We start from the raw sequence: 21,462 nt of genomic DNA, 5'->3' as shown, positions 1-21,462 counted from the left end.
ACCCCCGGGGAGAACGGCACGGACACGAGCGGATGTCCCCGGTGCGGCGTACCGTCGTCCTCATGAGCACCGGATCGCACGGCATCGTCCCCGCCTACCTGCTGGCCCGCCTCGCCGAGTCCGGCCGGTTCCCCCGCGCCGCCGACGCCGCGCGCCAGACCCTGCTCGCCGGGCGGCCGCCGTTCCGCGGCCGCATCACCCTGTCGATCGACGCCGACGGCTCCCTGGTGGCCGAGCTCACGGATGCTCCGAACCGCACGATCAGCGACGCCCAGAACACCGAGACCCTCCCCGGCGTCGTCGTCCGCGCCGAGGACGACGGCCCGGTCGACGATGCCGCGGTCAACGAGGCCTTCGACGGGCTCGGCGCCACCTTCGAGCTCCTGCTGGCGGCGTTCGCCCGCAACTCCCTGGACGACGCGGGCGCTCCGCTCGACGCCACCGTGCACTACGGCGTCGACTACGACAACGCCTTCTGGGACGGAGAGCGCATGGTGTTCGGCGACGGCGACGGCGAGGTGTTCCGGGGGTTCACCGGCGCGCTCTCCGTGATCGGCCACGAGCTCGCGCACGGCGTGATCCAGCACACCGCTGGCCTCGTCTACCAGGGGCAGTCCGGCGCCCTGAACGAATCGATCGCGGACGTCTTCGGCGCCCTGACCGAACAGCACGCCGCCAGGCAGACCGCGGAGGCCGCCAGCTGGCTGATCGGCGAGGGCATCTTCACCGATGAGGTGCAGGGCAGGGCGCTGAGGTCGATGATCGAGCCCGGAACCGCCTATGACGACGATGAACTCGGCAAGGACCCGCAGCCCGCGCACATGCGCGACTTCGTCACCACGACCGAGGACAACGGCGGGGTCCACATCAACTCCGGCATCCCGAACCGCGCATTCGCCCTCGCCGCGCAGAGCCTGGGCGGCCACGCATGGGAGCGGGCGGGGCAGGTCTGGTACCGCGCGCTGACCGGCGACCTGTCCTCGACGGCGGACTTCCGCGCGTTCGCAGATGCCACTGCGGATGCCGCAGCCCACCTGTACGGTGAGGAATCGGAGGTGGCCTCGGCCGTCCGCACGGCGTGGACGACCGTCGGCGTCTATGCAGATGAGCGATCCGCACCCCGATGAGGTCGTGACGATCGTCGTCGTGCGCACCGGCGGTCTCGCAGGGCTGCGGCGACGTTGGCGTGTCGACGCTGGCGCGGACGACGCCGACCGCTGGATCCTGCTCGTCCGGCAGTGCCCGTGGGATGCTCCGGAGCAGCTCGACCCCGATCCCGAGCGGCCCGGCGACAGCGCTCCGCCCGAGGCGGATCCGCACCGCACGCCGGACGAGGAGGATGCCGATCGCTCCCGCCCGGCATCCGAGAGGGCGGCCGGCACGCGAGCGGCGGTTCCCGCAGATGGTGAGTCCGCGACCGCCGGCGCCGCGGATCGGTTCGTCTGGAGCATCCGCGCCCGCACGCCCGAGCTGCGCGTCGAGCAGGAGGTGCCGGAGCAGGCGCTGGTCGGTCCGTGGCGGGAGCTCGTCGAAGCCGTCCGCTCCGCCACCTGACGGCCCGCGCGTCGGACCCCGGACACCCCTTGCGGCGGATGCGCCGTCGGCGCAGGGTGGAACCAGAGTCCGACGAAGGAGTGGGAGCACCGACATGCCGCAGAAGATCGTCCCCAACATCTGGTTCGACCGCAACGCCGATGAGGCCGGCGGCTTCTACAGCGAGGTCTTCCGAAACGCCAGCGCGTCAGTGGGCGCGCGCTATCCCGACGACGTCCCGGACTGGCAGTCGTCCTTCGCGGGTCAGACGCTGACCGTCGACCTGCACATCGACGGCTACCGGCTGGTCCTGATCAACGCGGGCGACGAGTTCCGACCGAACCCCTCGATCTCGTTCATGCTGAACTTCGATCCGCTCGCCTTCGGCGGAGACGCTGAAGCCGCGCGACAGGCGCTCGATGAGACCTGGGCGGGCCTGTCCAGCGGCGGTCGCGTCCTGATGGAGCTGGGCGAGTATCCGTTCAGCCGCCGCTATGGCTGGGTCGAGGATCGCTTCGGCGTCAGCTGGCAACTGCTGCTCACCGATCCGGAAGGGGACCCGCGCCCCTTCATCATCCCGCAGCTGATGTTCTCCGGCCCGGTCCAGGGCAAAGCGCAGGAGGCGGCGGAGTTCTACACGTCGCTGCTCGAGGACTCCCGCGTCGGGTTCATCGCCGAATATCCCGAGCAGACTGGTCCGGCCGCGGCCGGAGACGTCATGTTCGGCGAGTTCTGCCTGGCCGGACAGTGGTTCTCGATGATGGATTCCGCCGTCGAGCAGGACTTCACCTTCACATGCGGCGTGTCCCTCGAGGTGCGCTGCCGCGATCAGGAGGAGATCGATCGGCTGTGGGAGCGGCTCAGCGCCGTCCCGGAGGCCGAGCAGTGCGGCTGGCTCGCCGACCGGTACGGCGTGAGCTGGCAGATCGTCCCCGAGAAGATGGGCGAGCTCATGTCGCGCCCCGGAGCGTACGAGACGATGATGGGACAGAAGAAGATCGTCATCGCCGACTACTGAACGGACGACGGATGGGAATGTTCACGCAGCGCCCCGAGGAGAAGAGCGCCTGGGCGGCGCTGCCCGGGGAACCGCTTGAGACGGATGCCGCGGACTCGCTGCCCGCACCCGTCGTCGACCCCTCGACCCTCGGACTCGGCGGGACCGTCGAGTCGATCGTGTTCCCCGTTCCGCCACCCGCGCCCACGGCGGCCGAGCACGGCGACGCCGCTCCGCCGGAACCGTGAGCATCCGCATGTGTACAATCGTACACATGCCCACGAACCCGCGCTACGACCCCGAGCGCCGCGACCGCATCATCGACGCCTGCCTCGACGTGATCGCCGAGCGCGGCGTCGCCGGGACGACGCACCGGCGCGTCGCCGAGGCCGCGGGCGTCCCTCTGGGGTCGATGACCTACCACTTCGCCGGGATGGATGAGCTGCTGCGCGAGGCGTTCACGCGCTTCTCGCACTCCATCGCCGACGGCTTCGAGGCCCGGCTCGGGCACGAGATGACGCGGGAGCAGGCCGAGGACGCCGTGGTCGATCTCATTCAGCAGGACGTCTTCGCCGGACACCGCGAACTCGTCCTCTCCCACGAGCTGTACACCCTGGCCGCACGGGATGAGCGTTATCGCGAGCTCACCAGCGCGTGGATGGCGCGCAGCCGCGTCGCATTGGAACGCCATTTCGATCCGGTCACCGCGCAGCTGCTCGACGCGATGATCGAAGGGGTCAGCATCCACAGCGCGCTGGATGTGACGCCGACGGACCGCGCCCTCATCCGCGAGGCCGTCCGGCGTATTGCGCGCTGAGCGCCGCGCGCAGCGGGCTGTGGTCAGGCGAGGTGCTCCGGCCGCGCCCCGAGTCCGATGAACCGGCCCGTGATCCGGGTGAGCCTCGGGTGATCGCGCACCACTCGCAGCGGAAGCGGCAGTCCGGTGGCGGCATCCGTCGTGGCCAGCAGAGGACGCTGCAGTGCGCGCTGCACGGCCTGCGTCACCCGCATCGGCCATTCCCTGCGGCGCTGCACGCGGCGCAGGTCGCGGGTCGTCGGCATCCGGTCGCGGAGGATCGGCCCCAGGATGCGGGCGGTGGCCACGGCATCCTGGATCGCGAGGTTGATGCCCACTCCCCCGGCCGGCGACATGGCGTGCGCCGCGTCCCCGATGCAGAGCATGCCGTCGACGTGCCACCGGCGCAGGCGCTCGAGCCGCACGCGGAGCAGGTGCACCGCGTCCGGGCCGACGTCCGCGACCGGTCCGGCCATGCGCGGCGAGATCGCGGCGACGCGCCGCCTCATCCGCGCCACGTCGTCTTCGGAGCCGGTCCAGGATCCCGCAGGGATGACATGCGCGATCTGGAAGAAGTCGCCGCGATCGATCGTGATGATCATGCCCGCGCCGGCCTGGATGAACGGATACGACTCTCCGGGAGCCTTGGACAGCCGGAACCAGAGGACGTCCATCGCCGCGGCGACGCCGACCGGCGTCAGCCCGGCGGCCGCTCTGAGCTCCGAGTCGCGACCGGAGGCGTCCACGACCAGACGCGCCCGGATCTCGACATCGCCTTCGGGGCCCGTGGCACGGACTCCGACGATCCGTCCGCCGTCACGGATGAGGGTGTCGGCGCGCGTCGACCGGAGCAGACGGAACGAAGGGAGCGCGGACGCCGCGTCGGCCAGCAGATCCAGGAAGTCCCACTGCGGCATGAACGACATCACCCTGCGACGCGTGGGCAGATGCGTGAAGTCGGCGAGCGTCAGCTCGGTCCCGTGCCAGCTGATTCCGATCCGGGGCATGTCGGCGTGCGGTCGAGCGAGGAAGGCGTCGAGCAGCCCGAGCTCACCGAGCAGCTCCTGCGTGGACGGATGGATCGTGTCACCGCGGAAGTCCCTCAGGAAGTCGGCGTGCTTCTCGAGCACGGTCACGTTCACCCCCGCACGCGCGAGCAGCAGTCCGAGCATGAGGCCGGCCGGCCCGCCGCCGGCGATCACGCAGTCCGTGTCGAAACGGGCATCCATGCGTACAGCATGGCGTGCGCCGGAGTCAGAATGGAAGCATGATCGACGCCGATCCCGACGCGCACCTCCTCGGCCCCGGCCTGCTGCCGACACCGTTCACAGCCGATGAGATCCGCGCGGCGGCAGGCTCCGGCAAGACCATCCGGATCCTCGTCGAGCACCCCGACGGCACGCGCACGCTGCGCGTCAACCGGTTCCGCGACACCGATGCGGACGGGGCGACGCTCGAGCGCTGGACGTCGGGTGAGACGGGAATCGTCGAGGGCGCGATCTCGAGCGGTCGGGTCACCTGGAGCGAGCTCCAGGGTCACGCGGCCTTCCCCTCGGATCGCACGACACTCTCGACCGAGACGCTCGATCTGCCGATCGGACGCGTGGACTGCCTGCGCTATGAGGTGCGCGAGAACCCGGACGCCGCGCCGGACACGTTCTGGTTCTCCGTCGCGCATCCGGGCATGCCGGTGCGGTTCGAGACCACTGTGGACGGCGGCGTCCAGCGTACGACTGTCGTCGCGATCGAGCGTGGCTGAGCCGGATACGCTGGTGCCGACACCGAGGGGGATCTCATGCCGACAGCCGACATCGCCGCCCGCCACCTGCAGCACGCGCGGGATGCGCTCGCCCGCGGAGACGTGCTCCTGCATCTGCAGCTGGACGTGAGCCTGCTGACCGGAGAGTCCTCGTCGTGGGGCTCGGCCGGGAACGTCATGTCGACGGATGAGACGGTCGGGTACTTCCTCAGCGAGGTCGAGCGGATCGGATGGCGCCTCGAGCACACCGGGTACACGTTCGTGGAGAGCGGCGCGACGACCTCGCAGCGCATCTTCGGCACCGGGGAGGGCGTCGTGAACCACGGTGCCGTCGCCGGCTACTTCACCTTCCGCCGCGCCTGAGCACCCTGCCGCACTGACCGCCCCTCAAGGCGGGACGCGCCCGGGACGCGAGCATGGCGCGGCTACGCTCGAAGGATGACGATCACCGCCGCCGCAGACGGCTCCGCCCTCGGGAACCCCGGCCCGAACGGCTGGGCCTGGTACATCGACGACGCGAACTGGGCCGCCGGCGGGTCGCCGCACGGCACGAACAACCAGGGCGAGCTGCAGGCGGTGCTGGAACTGCTCCGCGCGACCGCCGGCACCGACGAGAAGCTGCTCATCGAGTGCGACAGCAAGTACGTCATCGACTCCATCACCAAGTGGATGCCGGGGTGGAAGCGTCGGGGGTGGCGGAAGTCCGACGGCGGCCCGGTGCTCAATCGCGACCTCATGGAGGCGCTCGACGAGGCGATGCGCGGTCGCGACGTGTCCTTCTCCTGGGTGAAGGGCCACGCCGGGCACCCGCTGAACGAGGCGGCGGACGAGCGCGCGAACGCGGCCGCGAAGGCGTACCAGCAGAAGCAGGAGCCGCGCCGGGGCCCCGGCTTCACCCGGGCGTCGGATGCCGGAGCCGCGGTCGCCGGAGCGGCGGCCGTCGCCGCAGCTGCCGGCAGCACCCCGCCGGCGCGCGAATCCGCACGCCCCCCGGCATCCGACACCGCGGCCGTCGCCGCGGCATGCGCGCCGTCGCCAGCGGCAGCGGCATCTCTCGCCGCACCGCTGTGGGCTGAGACGTCCGACCTGCTGGCAGGACTGGACTCCCCCGCCGTCGACGCGATCGACCTCCGCGTCTCGCTGACGCCGGACGAGCACGCGCGGCTGCGCGACCGGGCGGACGCCCAGGGCGTGTCGCTCGAAGAGGCTTTGCGCCGGCTGATCTGACGGCTTCAGTCGGCTCGCGCGGCCCCCTCGTCGACGAGCACCCGGGTCCGCGGGAGCGCCTCCGGGTGCTCCTGCTGCAACCAGGTCATGAGCTTCTCGCGCACCTCGCAGCGCAGATCCCACTGATCGGCGGAGTCCTTGGACGACATCACGAAGCGCACCGTCACGTGGCCGCCGACGGAATCGGTCACCACGGCCCCGGCCGAACGCCGGTCCCAAGCGGGCGATGCCTCGACGATCTCGAGGAACTTCTCGCGGACGGCATCCATCGGCACCCGCCAGTCCAGGTCCATGTAGACGGTCCCGAGGATCTTGTCGGAGTGGCGCGTCCAGGTCTCGATCGGCGTGGTCGTGAAGTAGCTGCACGGTACGACGAGGCGGCGTTCGTCCCAGATGTACACGACGACGTAGGAGAGGTTGATCTCGCCGATCCTCCCCCACTCCCCTTCCACGACCACCACGTCGCCGACGCGGATCGCGTCCGTGAAGGCGATCTGGATGCCGGCGATGAGGTTGCCGAAGATGGACTGCGCCGCGAGCCCGGCGATGATGCTGACGATGCCCGCGGAGGCGAGCAGGCTCGTGCCGACGACGCGCAGCTCGGGGAAGGTGAACAGCGCTGTGCCGACGGCCGCCACGCCGATGAGCACGAGGACGAGCCGGTGGATCACGATGATCTGGGTCCGCCGGCGGCGCATGTCCGCGCCGGCGAGAGTGACGTCGTTGCGCAGCAGGAGCCGTTCGAAGCCGAAGGACACCAGGGCCGCGATGAGCCAGGCTCCGAACAGGATCGTGAGGATGAGGAACAGCCGCGCGGTGGCCGGCCACCACTGCTGGTCCGCCGGCTCCGTGATCGCGCACGCGATCCACAGCCCCACGACGAGGCACACCGACACCCATGCGCGACGCACCCGACGCTCCAGGTCCTTGACCCAGGGCACCTTCCGGCTCACGATCGCCGAGATCAGCCTCATCAGGACGGCGGCGGCGAACGCTGCCACCAGGGCGATGACGATCGCGACGGCGGTTCCGGGCCAGGATGTCCAATCCATCATCACCCCACCGTACGTCGGGGCCGCGCCTGCCTGCGAGCCCGGACGGCGCCGTCCGGGCGTACACTCGCACCATGTCGACGCCCGCGCGGAGAATCGGCCGCATCCTTCTGGGATCCGGACTGGTGTTCGCCGGCGCCGCCCACCTGACCTTCGCCCGCCGCGAGTTCCGTGCGCAGGTGCCCGAGTCGCTGCCACTCGATCCGGACACCACGGTCGTCGCGTCGGGAGTCGTCGAGATCGGGCTGGGCACCGCGCTGCTCGCCGCCCGGAGACGCCGCGGCCTCGTCGGCGTGATCGCCGCGCTGTTCTTCGTCGCCGTCTTCCCCGGGAACGTCTCCCAGTGGATGCACCGCCGCGACGGCTTCGGGCTCGACACGGACATGAAGCGGTTCGTGCGGCTCTTCTTCCAACCGGTGCTCGTCGCGGTGGCACTCTGGTCGACGCGCCGACCCCGCTGATCTCACAGCCGCCGGACGCTGTCAACCGGCATCGCACCCGTGCGCGCGGAGCCTACGGTGGGTCATCACCGGAGGAGATGATCGTGGACAGCATCCTGTACCTGTGCTTCGCCGGCGCCTACGCGGCGCTGCTCGCGTGGGGCCTGATCCTGCTCGCCCTTCGCGGACGTCCGAGTGCGTCGGACTTCGTCCTGCTCGTCATCCTGGGACTCGTCTACGACAACGCGATCCTCGGCTTCGGGGCGATGATCGGCGAAGGCCCGGCCCTCGAGGCGGCCAACGCTGCGCGCTTCTGGCTCCACGCTCTCCTGACGCCGCTGCTGGTCGTCGTGGCCTGGAGCATCCTCGCGCGTTCCGGCATCCGATGGGCGATGCGGCCGGCCGCGGTCGTCGTCGCGGTGCTGGTGACGCTCGCGCTCATGGCGTACGAGATCGTCGTCGGCGCGACGGGGCTCGTCCTGGAGCCGGTGCGCGAGTACGGGTCGCTGAGCTACGACGATGCGAGCGCGGCATCCGGTCCGCCGCTCATGGTCCTCGCCGTCGCCGCGGCTCTGCTGGTGGCGGGAATCGGCGTGTGGGTGCGGCGGCGCTGGCCCTGGCTCACGATCGTGACGGTGATCATGGTGGCGGGCAGCGCCGTGCCGATCCCGGTCGACAGCGGCGCCGCCACGAACGCATTCGAGCTCATCCTACTGATCGGCATCGTCGCGACGATCGCCTTCCAGGACTCGGCGGAACGCCGAGACCGGCCGACCCGCGTGGGGTCGGCCGGTCTCGGGGCGGATTCGGTTCGGCTATGAGCGCGTGCCGGCGAGCACCGTCTCCTCGAGTCGCGCGTAGGAGGACTCCATGCCGTCCGCCATCCCGGTGGCGAGGATCATGTCGCGGGTGTCCTTGTCGGGATACTCGATGAGCAGCGTGATCAGCGTCGCGCCGTCCTCCTCATAGAGGTTGAGATCGTTGAGCGTCTCGGTGGGCATGCCCTGCATGCGCTCGGTGGTGACCGCGCGGCGCGGCGGGTCGAACTGCAGCACTTCGCCCTCGAAGCCGAACGGCTCGCCCTCGGTGTCGCCGACCGGAGCCCACGAGGTCCGGTGCGATGCGCCGACCTCGGTACCCGGAACGCATTCGGTCATCTCCCAGCCGTCCGGTCCCAGCATCCACTTCGCGAGCAGCTCCGGGTCGTGGTGGGCTCGCCACACGAGATCGCGCGGCCCGTTCACGAGTCGGGTGATGCGCACGTGCGTGTCGTCCAGGAGCTCGACCTGGACGCCTTTGCCTTCCGCGTAGTCGCGCAGATCCTGCAGGACCGCGTCGATCTGCGCCATCGCCATCCGGGTGCCCTCCACGGCGCCCATCTCGACGACCTGCTCCAGCGCCTCGGCGGACTCGAAGTAGCTCGTGTTCACCATGCGGCTTCCGCCCTCGGTCTCCGAGAACGTGAACACCATGCGCATGGCGGGGAAGTCCTTCAGCGGCTCGCCGTTCTCGTCGGCGAAGGTGTCGATCACCTCGAAGCCCGAAGGCCCGTCGATCGACAGGAACTCCCACGACCCGGTCGAGCTCTCCCCGCGGGGGCCGCGCATCGTGTAGATCGCGCGTCCACCGACCGTGTGGTCCCACGCGGTGAAGGTGGCCGGCCACCCGGGAGGGCCCCAGAAGCGCTCGAGCTGACGCGGATCGCTGTAGGCGGCCCAGAGGCGTTCGACCGGCGCCGCGAAGTCCGCGATCACGGTCATGGTGAGGTTCTCGGCGTCGGTGATGACATCGGTGACAGGCATTTCATTCTCCTTCGGTTTCGGACGCCGGCTGGGCCAGCAGGTCGTCGAGGCGGGCGATGCGCGCCCGCCAGAGGTCTTCGTATCGGGCGAGGAGCGCCCTGGCGCGGGCGATCATCTCGGGATTCGCGCGGACGAGCCGCTCGCGTCCTTCGGCGCGCTTGACGATGAGGTGGGCGGCTTCGAGCACGGCGACGTGCTTCTGGACGGCCGCGAAGGACATGTCATAGTCGGCGGCGAGCTCCGAGACGGACTGCTCCTGCTCGATCGTCCTGCGCAGGATGTCACGCCGCGTCGACGTCGCCAGTGCGTGGAACACACGGTCGATCTCCGCTTCGCTCAGTTCTTTTTGTACAACCATTTGGTTGTACGTTAGGGCAGCGCGGATGGCGTGTCAAGAGGTTTCTGTGCTACCGCTTGCTGGAAATGCCCCGTAAGCGCGGACGGTCCTCTCGGTGGTGCCTCACCGCGAGGATCGATTCCATGTCAGGCGGGGCCGAGTTCGAACCCGTGCTGCGAGCCCGGCAATCATGTCAGAGGTTGGTATCCACGCCTGAGGCCCGCTCGGCGCTGAGAAGCAGGGCCGAGTGGTCGAGGTCGCCCTCGCCGTTCGCGACCGCGGACGCCATCAACTGGCCGACGATCGCACCCAGCGGCGTGACGACCCCGGCCTGTCGCGCGGCAGTCGCGAAGATGCCGAGGTCCTTGTGATGCAGCGCGATGCGGAATCCCGGTGCGAACTCGTGCGCGATCATTCCCGCCGCCTTTCGATCCAGGATGCGGTTTCCGGCAAGGCCACCGGCAAGCACTCGGACCGCCGGCTCGAGATCGACACCATGAGCTCTCAGAAACACCAGTGCCTCGGCGACCAACTGGATGCTGCCGGCGACGAGCAACTGGTTCGCCGCTTTTACGGTCTGGCCCGCGCCTGTCGGGCCGACATGGATGATCGTGCGTCCCAGAACCTCGAACAATCCGCGAGCCCGTTGAAGGTCGTCGGCTGATCCCCCGACCATGATCGACAGAGTGCCGTCGATCGCCGCCTGCTCTCCACCGCTGACAGGAGCGTCGAGCACCGACAGACCTCTCTCGTGCGCCCGGGCGTCGATCTCACGCGAGACCTCCGGATCGATCGTGCTCATGTCTACGAGGATCGTGCCGGTCCGCGCGTGTGCGACTATCCCGGCGTCGCCCAGGTAGACGTCTCTGACGTCGGGGCTATCGGGCAGGATCGTGATGACCGCGTCGGATGCCGCGATCGCAGCGGTCAGCTCCGCCGTGCGCCCGCCCATGGCGACGAATCGGTCGACCGCCGATCGTGAGCGATTGATGCCGATGACGTCGTTCCCAGCTGCCAGCAGGTTGAAAGCCATGGGCGCGCCCATCACGCCCAGACCGATGACGGTGATGATCACGAACGAACCCCTTCATTGATGGAGGACGGGACAGTGGCGATTGCCGCGCGAGTACGCTCGATAAGGGCGGTGAGGTCACCGTGCGAAGAGAGTGCGTCTCCGAGGAGGAGACCGCTCAGTCCGACCAGTGCAGCGCCAGCGCGGATATACGATCCCGCCTCCGCAGGCTTCACACCGCCTGTCACGAACAGTGAGATATCCGGCAACGGCCCGACGAGTTCACGAAGATAGTCCAGTCCACCGAATGGTCCGATCGGGGATACCTTCACGATCGGACTGCCGTATTCGGCAGCCCGCACGATTTCCGTGGGGGTGAGCGCTCCCGGAATGTACTCGATGCCGGCCGACGCGGCATGCACCACAAGGGTCTCATTGAAGATTTGACTCACCAGGAAATCGGCGCCGGCATCGATGGCCGCGTCGACGTGCTGTCTTGTCCGTACGGTCCCGCATCCGACCCGCACATCGTCGGGCAGAGCGGAACGTACTGCCCGCAGCGCCCTGATCGCACCCCGAGTGGTCAAGGTGAGCTCGATCGCGCGCACGCCCCCTGCGACCAAGGCTGCGGCGACGTCCACGAATCGGCTCGAATCCGGTGCCCTCAGCACCGCCACGACCGGCACACCGTCCATCTCACTCAGCATTGCGAAACTTCCCTTTCAGCCAGTCCAGTTGAACCCGCCGATGAGCAGCACCGCCGCCTTCATGCTGGTTGAACGGGTAGGTCACTATCTCGGCCGAGGACTTCCACGCGTTGCGCGCCGCGTACACCGTCGACGGTGGACACGTTCGATCCATCAGGGCGACGGAGAAGAGCGCGTTCGGCCGCGCGCGTGCCGCAAAGTGAACTCCATCGAAATAGCTCAGGGTGCGCGCGATTCGCTCGGCGCTCGCCCGATGACCTGCGAGATATTCAACGATCTCGCTGTACGGGTGCGAGTCCGTCAGAGTCATCCCACGGGGGATGTCGCACAGGAATGGCACGTCCGGCATGGCCACCGCGATCCCGTCGGCGAGCGCTGCCGCCGCGATGGCGGTCCCGCCGCCCTGGCTCCGCCCCGTCACGGCTATCCGCGCGCCGTCGATGAGAGGATGCGAGCGCACTACGTCGACGGCCAGCACAGCGTCGGTGTACAGGCGGCGGTAATAATACGACGCCGGGTCCTCTATGCCGCGAGAGACCAGACCGGGGGCAGCGGGACCCGACCCGTGCGGATCCGGTGTCTCCCCCATTCCGGCGTGCTTCCAGCCCTGCCCGCGCGTATCCATCACGAAGTGCGCGTAGCCCGCCAGCGGCCATGCATGAATCTCGTGAGCGTGACCACGTCCACCTCCGTATCCGATGAACTGCACAACGGCGCCGAGCGTCCGTTCCCCTCTGGGAATATGCAGCCACCCCCGGATCGGGTCACCACCGAAGCCTGCGAACGTGACGTCGTACGTCTCCACGAGCTGTAGGCCGTTATCGACGCGCGCAAAAACGGCCGGCCAGGACATGCGACGCGCCTCCTGGAGCGTCTCCGTCCAGAAGCGATCGAAATCCGCAGGCGGACCCGACAGCGACCGGTATGTCTCCAGTTGCGCAGCGGGCAGATCGAACAGCGCCATTCCTAGTGCCGCTCCGCGTCGCACTGATCCTGAAGGCTCCACACGAGAGCAAGGTCTCCATCGGATCGAGTCGTGCTGAGAACGGAAGACAATGCTCGCTGCCATTCGAGATTCGCCTTGCTCGAGCGCATCATCATGCGCATGCGGGCGCGATCGACGACCTGAAGGGCGTGAAACAGGTCGATTCCGTCACGCTAGATCCGCCAGTCTTGCACTCCGGCCGCGAGCAGGTCGTGCGCGAGCGCCTCAGGAACGCGGGCGTGGAGCGCCTCGTACGCCTCCTCGCGTCCCGGTATGAGTCGCGTGCGGAGCGCGATCCGTTCCATGAGCAGACTCCTTCGCCGATCCTCGGTGCTTTCGAGTCTGTCAGCGTCCGTCGTCCTGATTCCGCAGGATCGATACCTGTCCGGTCTTGGTGAGCATCTGTCGCAGAGGTCGCAGCGCTCGGCTTCCGTTCCGGCGAGCGTCCACGGGACCGACTCACCGACCGGTCAGTCGGGCACGGCGAACAGAGTCTGGACGACCTCGAGGAAAGCGTCGACGACGCTGGACGGCTGGTCCTTCATCGTGACCACAGCCATCGCAAGGCTGGTATCCATGTCATCGAACTCACGGAGCACGAGCCCTGGCAGAGAGAGCGCGAGGAATGCCGAAGGCACGATTGAGACTCCGACTCCACCAGCCACGAGGCCGAGCACGGTCTGCGTCTCAGACGCATGCTGCTCCACTCGGGGGCTGAATCCGGCGCGACGGCAGATCTGGACGATCTTGTCGTGGAGCGAAGGCGACCGCTCGCGCGGCGACATGATGAACGGCTCGAATTCGAGGTTGCGCACCCGGACCCGCGGAGCGGAAGCCAGCGGGTGCTCCGCAGGAACGGCCAGCATCAGCCGATCCTTCTTCACCACGCGGATGTTGAGGTCGTGATGACGGCCCGGTTCGCGAACGAACCCCACCTGCAATCCGCCCGACCGGAGCATCTCCAGCTGTTCCGTCGCGCTCATCCCCTGAAGATCGAGGTGAACGCCCGGGTAAAGGGATCGGAATGCCAGCAGCACCTGAGGCACGATGTCGAAGCCGGCACTGACCACGTAGCCGATGGACAGCGTCCCTGCCTCGCCACGGGCTGCCCTTTGCGCGCTTTCGATCGAGCTGCTGAACTGCCGCAGGGCAGGTCGGCACTGGTCGAGGAAGACTCGACCGACTTCAGTGAGAACCACCCGGCGACTCGTCCGTTCGAAAAGCGTCGCCCCGAGCGCTGCCTCCAGGGTGCGGATGGATTGACTCAACGGCGGCTGCGCCATATGCAGCCGCTTCGCCGCATTCCCGAAGTGGAGTTCTTCCGCCACGACGACGAAATGGCGCAGATGCCGGATTTCTATCCGTCCTGTCGACGCCGAGAGCAACGCAGGATCATAGCCGTCTGGCATCGCCTATCCCTTCCGAGCCGCGGTGCTCGAACGGACCCATCCTAGTTGTGCCTCGTTCCACAAACCGAGGTTGTGGAGCCGTACTCCGCCGACGCCCAGCTCCCGCGCCTCAGACAGACGAGCGGACAGGGATTCACGGCTGACGATGTCCGGCCGCTGCACGCGAATGCTGATCCATGCCGAGGCACCGTACTCGGCGACGGCAGATCGCATGGCAACCGCTGCCGTAGCGTCATCCAAGCCGTCGGTGGATACGACGACGCCTTCTGGTCGCACCGGCAACTGCGCGAGAACTGATGCCGGAAGTGCAGCACGCGATCCGGTCGCGATTGGGTCCGCACCGGCATGGATCAGAACCGGAAGCGTTCCTGCGGAGTCGAGCACGGCGGCAGTGTAGCGCTCGACGATCCTCGCCCGTGCTTCAAGGACCAGGGCGAGCGGCTCAGCAGCCACGAAGGACTCGAGCGGCTCGATGCGCTCGTGCGACAGGGAGGCCCGCACCGCGTCCGCGAACGCATCACGACACTGGCTCGCGACTCCACCTGCCTCATGGATCGCCGCGCTGCAGCCTTCACAGAAGCAGATGGAGAGAAGGAAGTTCCTCACCTGATCCACGAGCACACCGGCCTTGTCGTGTCGTGAGCCGTGTGCCCATCCGTGAAAGCCGGTCGCCTCGATCTCCAATCCGTCGACATCGAGCCTCTTCGCCGCGTCCCCGACAAGTCGTCGTCCGTAGTCGACGACCTCTGGCCGACTGGGACATAGAGCATGACCGAGTACGTCCCCGGTGGCGTTCCGCAAGGCTGATGAGGGATTGCGCTCTGCGAGTGCAGACGAGTGGAGAACGGAGATCCACGCGCGCCGCCGCAAGGGCAACCGAGAGGCAGCCCGAAGCGCGTCTTCGGCGAGCGCGGCATCCGTGATCACAGGACGCACTCTCGCGCCGCGAAACGACGAGGGGTCCGGTCGCCAATAAAGCGCCGCCGTCGGTTGTTCCCACACCACATGGTCCAGCCTGCGCGGTCTCAGCTGGCGAACGGAGTGATATGCGGACGCTATCGAGATAGAACTGCACCCACTTTCGGCTAGTTGTTCCAGCGCGGGCAGGTCATCGAGCACATCCCAGGGGTACGCGAGGATGCCTATGTCGAGATCCCTGGTCACCATCGCGGACGCGCGTCTTCCCAGTCCGGCACGTAACGACGCATGTAGCCCACATCGTCGCGTCGCATCGGCCCGAAGCGGCGATGATTTTCGTGCAGTTCCGCAAGTCGGTCGGCATCCAACTCGACTCCCAACCCGGGAGCATCCGTGAGCTTCACAGCGCCGTCGACAATCTGAAGGCGCTCGACGACGACGTCCGCCTCCTGCCAGGGATAGTGGGTGTCGCAGGCGTGGAACTGACCCGCCAACGTCGATGCGACGTGGGCCATGGCCGCGAAGCTGATCCCGAGGTGCGAGTTGGAATGCATCGACAAGCCCATCCCGAAGGTCTCACACACTGTTGCGAGGTGCTGTGTGGCCCGGAGTCCGCCCCAGAAGTGGTGGTCGGCAAGCACGATCGACGCGCTCCGTTCTCGGACTGCCTCTCGGATGTCGCCGAATGCGGTGACGATCATGTTCGTGGCAAGAGGCACTTCGACCGAGCGAGCGACCTCCGCCATCCCGGCGTGGCCGGGGGTCGGGTCCTCGAGGTATTCCAGAACGCCGGTCAGCGCCTGGCCCACCCGGATGCTGGTCGAGACGGACCAGGCAGCATTCGGGTCGATGCGCAGCGGCATCTCGGGGAAGCGCTCGCGCAGTGCCATCACCGTCGCGATCTCCAGGTCCGGTGCCAGCACACCGCCCTTGAGCTTGAGTGAACGGAAGCCGTACAGAGCCACCATCCGCTCGGCGAGACGCACCACGTCGTCCGGCGTTGCCACCTCGCCCCATGAGTCGTCCTCACGAGCATCGATGTGGGCTCCGAACTTGTAGAAGAGGTACGCCGCGAAGTCGACGTTGTCGCGAACGCGCCCTCCGAGGACGGTGCTGACCGGAACACCGAGTATCCGTGCTTGGAGGTCGATCAGGGCGCACTCGAATGCGGCGAGGATCTTCGCCTCGAAGCTGCCCGCGAACGTCCCCGGCGCCGGCAGCACGCTGGTCCAGCGCTCTGGATTGGCTTCACGCGAATGGCTGAGCCCGAGCAACTGCTGCATGCCTGCGAGATCGAATGGGTCGTGTCCGATCAACCGGGGAGCTCGCTCGACGATCGACGAGACGAGCCTCGGGTCTCCGAACGTCTCCGACAGCCCGATCAGACCGTCGGCGGACTCGACCTCGATGATGAGCCGTGAGACCCAGGGTTCATGCACACCGGACGAGTTGCGCAGCGGCGGGTCAGGTACGAGGACAGGCGTGCACCGGATCTGCCCGATACGTCGACGGTCACCCATTGCTCTCGCTCCCTGCACGGTCGGCAGCGGGACTCCGCAGCGCCGCTAGCAGGCCGGCATCCACGTCGAGATGATGTCCGGTGATCGCGGACGATTCCGAGGAGAGCAGGAAGCGGATGCCATCAGCCACTTCGAGGGCTCGCACCCCGCGCCGCAAGGGAGTGTCTTCTGCGTCGATGCCGACCGCGGCCGGTCTGACGCCGTTGACGCGGATGCCGTGCTCCCCCACATCCACGGCCGTCGCTCGCGTGAACGACTCGACCGCAGCGCGACTGGCGTCATACACCGAACGGTAACGGTGCGCACGGGGCACGCCAGGAGACGACAGCGTCACGATCGCTCCCGGATGAGATCGAGCGATCCACGCGCTCACAGCGGCACACACGAGACGGATCACGGGACGGACGTTGGTCGCGGCCATCCGGTCCCAGTCTTCCGGGGCGATCTCCCACACAGGGATTCGTGGTCCGGTGGTCCCGGAGCAAAGCGCCAACGCGTCTGATTCCGCGGCCAGGCGTTCGGCGCGCGCGAGTCCGTCTTCCGTGTCGAGGTCGGCGACGTGAACGTCGACGGCGTCGCCGTACCGATCGGCCACTGACTCACGACTCCGCTCGTTGCGAACGACGGCGGTGATCCTGGTGCCGTCTGCGACGAGCCGATCGACGACGGCACCTCCGATCTGACCGGACGCACCTGTCACCAGGATTCGGGCGGGCAGTTGCACAGCGACGCTCATGCGATCACGTCTCCGATTCCGGGAGAGGAGGGCGGGGAGATGGTGCCATTCGACGCAACGCGATGGCGCGGGGTGGCATCAGGCCCGGCGACAATGACCTCGAAGGAAGTGGTGTTGGAGATCGCGCAAGCCAGGTGCAGGTTGGCGAGACCCCCGCCATGGATCTCGGCCCTCATTCCGAACGCATCGGCGAGGTGGGCGATCCGCAGGGCTCCGGTGATCCCGTCTTTGTAGTGGACGCCCGTGCGCACGATGTCCGCTGCGTCGTTCACGATGAAGTCGGCTATGTTCCGATGGAGCCCGGCGCTGGTCTCGCCGGAGAGGATCGGGATGCGCGCACGGGATCGGAGTCGTCGGTACGGCTCGACGCCCCATTCCCTCATCGGCTCTTCCAACCATGCGAAGCCTGCGTCTTCGAGGAGATGCGCCAAGCGGATCGCATCTGAAAGATCATGTGCGCCCGAGGCATCGAACATCAGCTCGACGTCGTCTCCCACATGCGCCCGCAATGCGCTCGCAAGCTCACCGTCACGCCGGACGTCTCCCCATGCATGCAGCTTGATCGCACGGAATCCCTGCTCGAGACAGAGATCGGCGATCCGCCGGTACTCGTCGACCGTCTCATACGTCACTGTGCTGGCGTATGCCGGAACCACGTCGCGGAATCCGCCAGCGAGCTTGTACAGAGGGAGTCCTGCGGCCTGCGCTTTGATGTCCCAGAGCGCGACGTCGACGGGACCGAGGAAGTAAGCGGGAAAGTGCTGCGTTCGGTCCGCTTCGTGCAGCAGATGCCATATTCGTTCCACCATCAGGGCGTCCTGCCCAATGAGCAGAGGCGCTATGGCTTCTTCGACGAGGATCGCGCTGGAACGGCCCTTGGGAATGCGGCTCGTCCCCGCTACGCCATCCGACGTCTCGATCCTCAGGTTCGCGGTGTGCTGCGTGGGACCTGACGCCGCAAGACCGTCGCGCCATCGGAATGCCGGAGCGACGGGCGCCTCGTGCACCTCCGCGGTGACTCGAGTGATCTCCATCGTGCTCATCCCTTCAACGCACCTGACGAAAGCCCCTCGACCACCTGGCGCTGGAAGAGGATGTAGACGACGATCACCGGGATGATCGAGATGACGATGCCGGCAGCGACCAGCCCGTACGAGCTCGCATACTCGGACTGGAAGCTCGCCAGGCCGAGCGGCAGCGTGCGCGACCCCGGGTCGGTGACGAGGACGCTCGCGTAGATGTACTCGTTCCACGCACCGATGAACTCGATGATGCCGACGGTGGCGAGCGCGGGACGGACGAGTGGGAGCACGACACGTCCGAATATGCGGAAGTGACCCGCACCATCGATCGCGGCCGCCTCACGCAGCTCGCCCGAGACTTCGTTCATGAACGCGGCTAGGAGGAACACCGCCTTCGGCAGAGAGAACACGGCGTACACCAGGATCAACGACCAGATCGAATCCCGGATGCCGAGATCGGTCATCTTGAGGAACGTCGGAATGATGAGCGCTTGCAAGGGCACGCCGAGTCCCACCGCGAATGCCAGGTAGAGGATGCTCGAACCGCGGAAGGGTATGCAGGTGATCGCATAGGCGACGCCGCAGGCGAGCGCCAACCCGAGCGCCACGCTGACGATGGCGACGATCCCGCTGTTGAGGAATGCGGTGCCGAGTCCACCGACTTGCCACGCCTGAACGAGATTGTCGAGGCTCCAGGTCTGCGGAAGGCCGAAGGGGTTGGCGAAGATCTCCCCGTTGGTCTTCGACGCGGTGATCATCACCCACGCGAGCAGAAGGAGCACGAAGAGGGCCAGCCCCCAAGTGAGAATCCATCGAAGGATCGTGCCGATCGCGTTCACCGTGATTCCTTCCGTGCTCGGAAGAACATCGGCAGGAGGAATGCGAGAGCGACGATGAACATGATCGTCGTCGCAATCGCGCTGCCGTAGCCGTAGCGGAACTGCTGATAGCCCTGCTCGTACAGATAGGAGCCGGTGACCTGCGTCAGGTTCGCAGGGCCGCCCTGCGTCAGCAGGAGCACGAAGTCGAACACCTTGAGCGCGGTCGTCAAGGACAGGATGATGCAGACCCCGATGGCGCCTCGGATCATCGGGAGGACGACATGCCAGAGTCGCTGGCGGGCGTTGACGCCGTCGACCTCGGCTGCTTCGAGGACTTCCTTGCTCAAGCCCTGCATGGCCGCCAGCAGGATGATCATCATGAGCCCGTAGTGTGTCCAGATCAAGGGCAGAGTGACGGCGGTCATCGCAGTCGCTTCGTCGCCGAGCCAGTTCCGAGCGAACCCCCCGAGACCAAACGAGCGCAGCGCGGAGTTGATCAGTCCGAAGTTCGTCTCGTAGAGAAAGCTGAACAGGAGAGCAACCGCGACGCTCGAGATCACGACGGGAATGAAGTAGATCGTCCGCAGGAAGCCGTGTCCCCGCACCTTGCGGTACAGGAACCAGGCGAGGAGCAGGGCGACCGGGAGTTGCACGAACAGCAGAAGCGCCGTCATGTAGGCAGTGTTCACCAGGGCTCGCACGAAAACCGGGTCCTGCACCAGGTCGACGAAGTTCTGGATCCCGATGAATACCGGATCGGTGATCGCGTTCCATTGGAAGAAGCTGTAGAACACCGTCTCCCCGACAGCCGCGGCGAAGAACCAGCCGTACAGAATGATGGCCGGAATCGTGAAGACGAGCAGTGGAAGCCAACGATGGCGCCATCCGCCGAGACGGGAGCCTCGCGCATGTGTCGCCACGGTGGCGGAACCGTCGGATGCTCGCGACGTCGATGCGGCGCCATCGGGATCCGGCACCTGCCCCCTCGCTTGGCGAGTTCCGGCACCCACGTAGTGCGTCGTCATCGGTTCTCCTGACTTCTCGCGGCTCGTGGGGTCATGATGCGTCTTCGAGCACGGCGCGGAAGGCGTCAGGCACATCTTCCGCAGAGATCTGACCGATGAGGAGCTGCTCGGTGAGCTCCTGCAACCCAGCAAGCTCCTCCGGGGCCAGGTACTGCTCGAACAGCGGCACGACCTCATCTCCTTGAAGTCCCTCACGGAGTTCGAGGACTTCGACGATCGACGGCGAGAGCGCTGCCTCGTCGAGATCGAGCTTGTCGAGTGAGATTCCAGCTGGCACGCCGGAGACCTCGACGAGATCAGCGGCCACTTCGGGGCCCGCCAGGTACGTCATGAGTTCCCACGCGGCATCGCGCTTCGCGGGGTCGTCGTGCGCTTTCTGCGACATGTAGACGAAGTAGTTCGACCCTGAAACCATCTGAACCGGGCTCTCGCCATCGATCGCGGGGAACAGGCTCACATCCGTGGTCTCACCAGCATCCTCCGAGAGGTTTCCCAGCGTCCAGGAGTCCTGGTAGTAACTGGCGGCCTGACCTGCGTTGTACAACTCGAGGCTCGGAAGTGTCGTCAGGGATTCCGCCCCGTCGGGGAACGCGCCAGCAGAGCGCAAGTCGATGATCGCCTGCGCCGACTCGATCACCTCATCGTCATACCCTTCGCCGGTGTCGGCGAATTCGCGCAGGTCTTCGTTACTCCCGATCAGCTGCGCGATGTACAGCTCGAGGAGGTACCGCTGCGCCGTCACATTGGCCGAGATGGGGATCTTCCCGGTGCCGGCGACCGTCGGCACCGCATCGATGAGCTCGGCGAGCGTCACAGGCACGTCCACTCCGGCGGCATCGAAGGCAGCACGGTCGGTGAGATACATGTGGATGTACGTGTTCATCGGCAGCCCATAGATCTCGTCTCCACGCTGGGCAGCGCCGAAGAGGGTGGGGTCGTACAGCTCGCCCACCTCGGAGTGCTCGGCGAGGAGATCGCTGATGTCAGCGACGCGTCCGGCGTCGATGTATGTCGACGTGCGGTTGAGTCCCCAGTGCAGGAAGACGTCGGGCTCCTCACCAGCTGCCATCTGGGTGGCGATGCGCTCCCCGATCGCGTTGCCCGCCGATTCCTCGATCACCAGGTCGATCTCGGGGTGATCCTCCGCGAACCGCTCGATCGCGGGCACGAAGGCCGCGGCCTGCGGCGCCTCGCCGACCCAGCCGTGGCCGAGACGGATCGTGACCGCCTCGCCCCCGGGAGCCGATGGTTCGGCGGGGCCGGCGCCGCATCCCGCCAGGAGCAGTACAGCAGTCATAGCGCCGGCAGCGGTAAAGGACAGGTTCTTACGCGTGATGCGCTTCATGACGCGCCTCCTCTTTGAG

Annotated in this window: 26 protein-coding genes; 10 read left to right on the top strand and 16 right to left on the bottom strand. The window is 67.2% G+C overall.

Translation table 11 applies throughout. From position 1 onward, the window contains the following. Positions 1–62: 62 nt before the first annotated feature. From KYX17_RS19970 to KYX17_RS19950, 5 genes are all read left to right on the top strand, one after another. Positions 63–1,127: a M4 family metallopeptidase gene (locus KYX17_RS19970; RefSeq protein ID WP_243228881.1), complete on the top strand. Its 1,065-nt coding sequence runs from the start codon at positions 63–65 to the stop codon at positions 1,125–1,127. After that, the gene (locus KYX17_RS19965) at positions 1,105–1,554 is read left to right on the top strand and encodes a hypothetical protein (protein WP_243228879.1); all 450 of its coding nucleotides are present in this window, start codon (positions 1,105–1,107) and stop codon (positions 1,552–1,554) included. Before KYX17_RS19970 ends, KYX17_RS19965 begins: the two co-directional genes overlap by 23 nt. 94 nt (positions 1,555–1,648) lie before the next feature. Beyond that, positions 1,649–2,551, top strand: a complete 903-nt coding sequence (locus KYX17_RS19960; RefSeq protein WP_243228877.1) for a VOC family protein — start codon at positions 1,649–1,651, stop codon at positions 2,549–2,551. Between the two features lie 17 nt (positions 2,552–2,568). Next, positions 2,569–2,778 carry a hypothetical protein gene (locus KYX17_RS19955; protein ID WP_243228875.1) on the top strand — a complete coding sequence of 70 codons (210 nt, stop codon included), beginning with the start codon at positions 2,569–2,571 and terminating at the stop codon, positions 2,776–2,778. A 26-nt stretch (positions 2,779–2,804) separates the two neighbouring features. Further along, the gene (locus tag KYX17_RS19950) at positions 2,805–3,347 is read left to right on the top strand and encodes a TetR/AcrR family transcriptional regulator (protein WP_243228874.1); all 543 of its coding nucleotides are present in this window, start codon (positions 2,805–2,807) and stop codon (positions 3,345–3,347) included. Between the two features lie 23 nt (positions 3,348–3,370). Here KYX17_RS19950 and KYX17_RS19945 read toward each other — a convergent pair whose 3' ends face one another. Beyond that, positions 3,371–4,555 carry an FAD-dependent oxidoreductase gene (locus KYX17_RS19945; protein WP_243228872.1) on the bottom strand — a complete coding sequence of 395 codons (1,185 nt, stop codon included), beginning with the start codon at positions 4,553–4,555 and terminating at the stop codon, positions 3,371–3,373. A 38-nt stretch (positions 4,556–4,593) separates the two neighbouring features. On the opposite strand from KYX17_RS19945, the gene KYX17_RS19940 reads away from it, so the two are divergent. From KYX17_RS19940 to KYX17_RS32345, 3 genes are all read left to right on the top strand, one after another. Continuing rightward, positions 4,594–5,085, top strand: coding sequence for a DUF3108 domain-containing protein (locus tag KYX17_RS19940; RefSeq protein WP_243228870.1), 492 nt, complete (start codon positions 4,594–4,596; stop codon positions 5,083–5,085). 36 nt (positions 5,086–5,121) lie between these two features. Beyond that, positions 5,122–5,448 carry a hypothetical protein gene (locus tag KYX17_RS19935; protein ID WP_243228867.1) on the top strand — a complete coding sequence of 109 codons (327 nt, stop codon included), beginning with the start codon at positions 5,122–5,124 and terminating at the stop codon, positions 5,446–5,448. Positions 5,449–5,523: 75 nt separating this feature from the next. Continuing rightward, entirely contained in the window at positions 5,524–6,312 is a 789-nt protein-coding gene (locus tag KYX17_RS32345) for a ribonuclease H (protein WP_308220917.1), read from the top strand. A gap of 5 nt (positions 6,313–6,317) precedes the next feature. Here the strand turns inward: KYX17_RS32345 and KYX17_RS19925 are convergent, their stop codons facing one another. Further along, positions 6,318–7,367 (bottom strand): mechanosensitive ion channel family protein, encoded by a 1,050-nt coding sequence (locus tag KYX17_RS19925; RefSeq protein WP_243228865.1) that lies wholly within the window; start codon positions 7,365–7,367, stop codon positions 6,318–6,320. 71 nt (positions 7,368–7,438) lie between these two features. On the opposite strand from KYX17_RS19925, the gene KYX17_RS19920 reads away from it, so the two are divergent. After that, positions 7,439–7,825 (top strand): hypothetical protein, encoded by a 387-nt coding sequence (locus KYX17_RS19920; RefSeq protein ID WP_243228863.1) that lies wholly within the window; start codon positions 7,439–7,441, stop codon positions 7,823–7,825. 83 nt (positions 7,826–7,908) lie between these two features. Then, positions 7,909–8,625 carry a hypothetical protein gene (locus KYX17_RS19915; RefSeq protein WP_243228861.1) on the top strand — a complete coding sequence of 239 codons (717 nt, stop codon included), beginning with the start codon at positions 7,909–7,911 and terminating at the stop codon, positions 8,623–8,625. On the opposite strand, the gene KYX17_RS19910 is transcribed toward KYX17_RS19915, so the two are convergent. The 14 genes from KYX17_RS19910 to KYX17_RS19845 all read right to left on the bottom strand — a co-directional run bounded on the left by KYX17_RS19910 (position 8,620) and on the right by KYX17_RS19845 (position 21,443). After that, positions 8,620–9,606, bottom strand: coding sequence for an SRPBCC family protein (locus tag KYX17_RS19910; protein WP_243228859.1), 987 nt, complete (start codon positions 9,604–9,606; stop codon positions 8,620–8,622). The two genes, KYX17_RS19915 and KYX17_RS19910, sit on opposite strands and share 6 nt — an antisense overlap. Before the next feature lies 1 nt (position 9,607). Further along, positions 9,608–9,964: a helix-turn-helix transcriptional regulator gene (locus KYX17_RS19905; protein ID WP_243228857.1), complete on the bottom strand. Its 357-nt coding sequence runs from the start codon at positions 9,962–9,964 to the stop codon at positions 9,608–9,610. A gap of 172 nt (positions 9,965–10,136) precedes the next feature. Next, on the bottom strand, positions 10,137–11,018 hold the full coding sequence (locus tag KYX17_RS19900; RefSeq protein WP_308220916.1) for an NAD(P)-binding domain-containing protein: 882 nt from the start codon (positions 11,016–11,018) through the stop codon (positions 10,137–10,139). Next, on the bottom strand, positions 11,015–11,662 hold the full coding sequence (locus KYX17_RS19895) for a bifunctional 4-hydroxy-2-oxoglutarate aldolase/2-dehydro-3-deoxy-phosphogluconate aldolase (RefSeq protein ID WP_243228855.1): 648 nt from the start codon (positions 11,660–11,662) through the stop codon (positions 11,015–11,017). The genes KYX17_RS19900 and KYX17_RS19895 overlap by 4 nt, the downstream gene beginning before the upstream one ends. Next, positions 11,652–12,626 carry an acetylxylan esterase gene (locus KYX17_RS19890; RefSeq protein WP_243228853.1) on the bottom strand — a complete coding sequence of 325 codons (975 nt, stop codon included), beginning with the start codon at positions 12,624–12,626 and terminating at the stop codon, positions 11,652–11,654. Before KYX17_RS19890 ends, KYX17_RS19895 begins: the two co-directional genes overlap by 11 nt. A 194-nt stretch (positions 12,627–12,820) precedes the next feature. Then, entirely contained in the window at positions 12,821–12,952 is a 132-nt protein-coding gene (locus tag KYX17_RS19885; RefSeq protein WP_243228851.1) for an L-rhamnose mutarotase, read from the bottom strand. 165 nt (positions 12,953–13,117) lie between these two features. Further along, a complete protein-coding gene (locus KYX17_RS19880) occupies positions 13,118–14,056 on the bottom strand; it encodes a LysR family transcriptional regulator (RefSeq protein WP_243228850.1) in 939 nt (312 codons plus the stop codon). Positions 14,057–14,059: 3 nt separating this feature from the next. After that, on the bottom strand, positions 14,060–14,983 hold the full coding sequence (locus KYX17_RS19875; RefSeq protein ID WP_243228849.1) for a hypothetical protein: 924 nt from the start codon (positions 14,981–14,983) through the stop codon (positions 14,060–14,062). 233 nt (positions 14,984–15,216) lie between these two features. Further along, positions 15,217–16,413: an enolase C-terminal domain-like protein gene (locus tag KYX17_RS19870; RefSeq protein ID WP_243228848.1), complete on the bottom strand. Its 1,197-nt coding sequence runs from the start codon at positions 16,411–16,413 to the stop codon at positions 15,217–15,219. A gap of 73 nt (positions 16,414–16,486) precedes the next feature. After that, positions 16,487–17,230 carry an SDR family NAD(P)-dependent oxidoreductase gene (locus KYX17_RS19865; RefSeq protein WP_243228847.1) on the bottom strand — a complete coding sequence of 248 codons (744 nt, stop codon included), beginning with the start codon at positions 17,228–17,230 and terminating at the stop codon, positions 16,487–16,489. Next, the gene (locus KYX17_RS19860) at positions 17,227–18,264 is read right to left on the bottom strand and encodes an enolase C-terminal domain-like protein (RefSeq protein WP_243228846.1); all 1,038 of its coding nucleotides are present in this window, start codon (positions 18,262–18,264) and stop codon (positions 17,227–17,229) included. Before KYX17_RS19860 ends, KYX17_RS19865 begins: the two co-directional genes overlap by 4 nt. A 5-nt stretch (positions 18,265–18,269) precedes the next feature. After that, positions 18,270–19,091: a carbohydrate ABC transporter permease gene (locus tag KYX17_RS19855; protein ID WP_243228845.1), complete on the bottom strand. Its 822-nt coding sequence runs from the start codon at positions 19,089–19,091 to the stop codon at positions 18,270–18,272. Next, the gene (locus KYX17_RS19850) at positions 19,088–20,050 is read right to left on the bottom strand and encodes a carbohydrate ABC transporter permease (RefSeq protein WP_243228844.1); all 963 of its coding nucleotides are present in this window, start codon (positions 20,048–20,050) and stop codon (positions 19,088–19,090) included. The genes KYX17_RS19855 and KYX17_RS19850 overlap by 4 nt, the downstream gene beginning before the upstream one ends. 79 nt (positions 20,051–20,129) lie before the next feature. Further along, a complete protein-coding gene (locus KYX17_RS19845) occupies positions 20,130–21,443 on the bottom strand; it encodes an ABC transporter substrate-binding protein (RefSeq protein WP_243228843.1) in 1,314 nt (437 codons plus the stop codon). Between the last annotated feature and the right edge of the window lie 19 nt (positions 21,444–21,462).

It is taken from the genome of Microbacterium sp. CIAB417 (assembly GCF_022788845.1).
The sequence above is the reverse complement of the archived record's forward strand: the minus strand, read 5'-3'. Positions and strand labels throughout refer to the sequence as shown.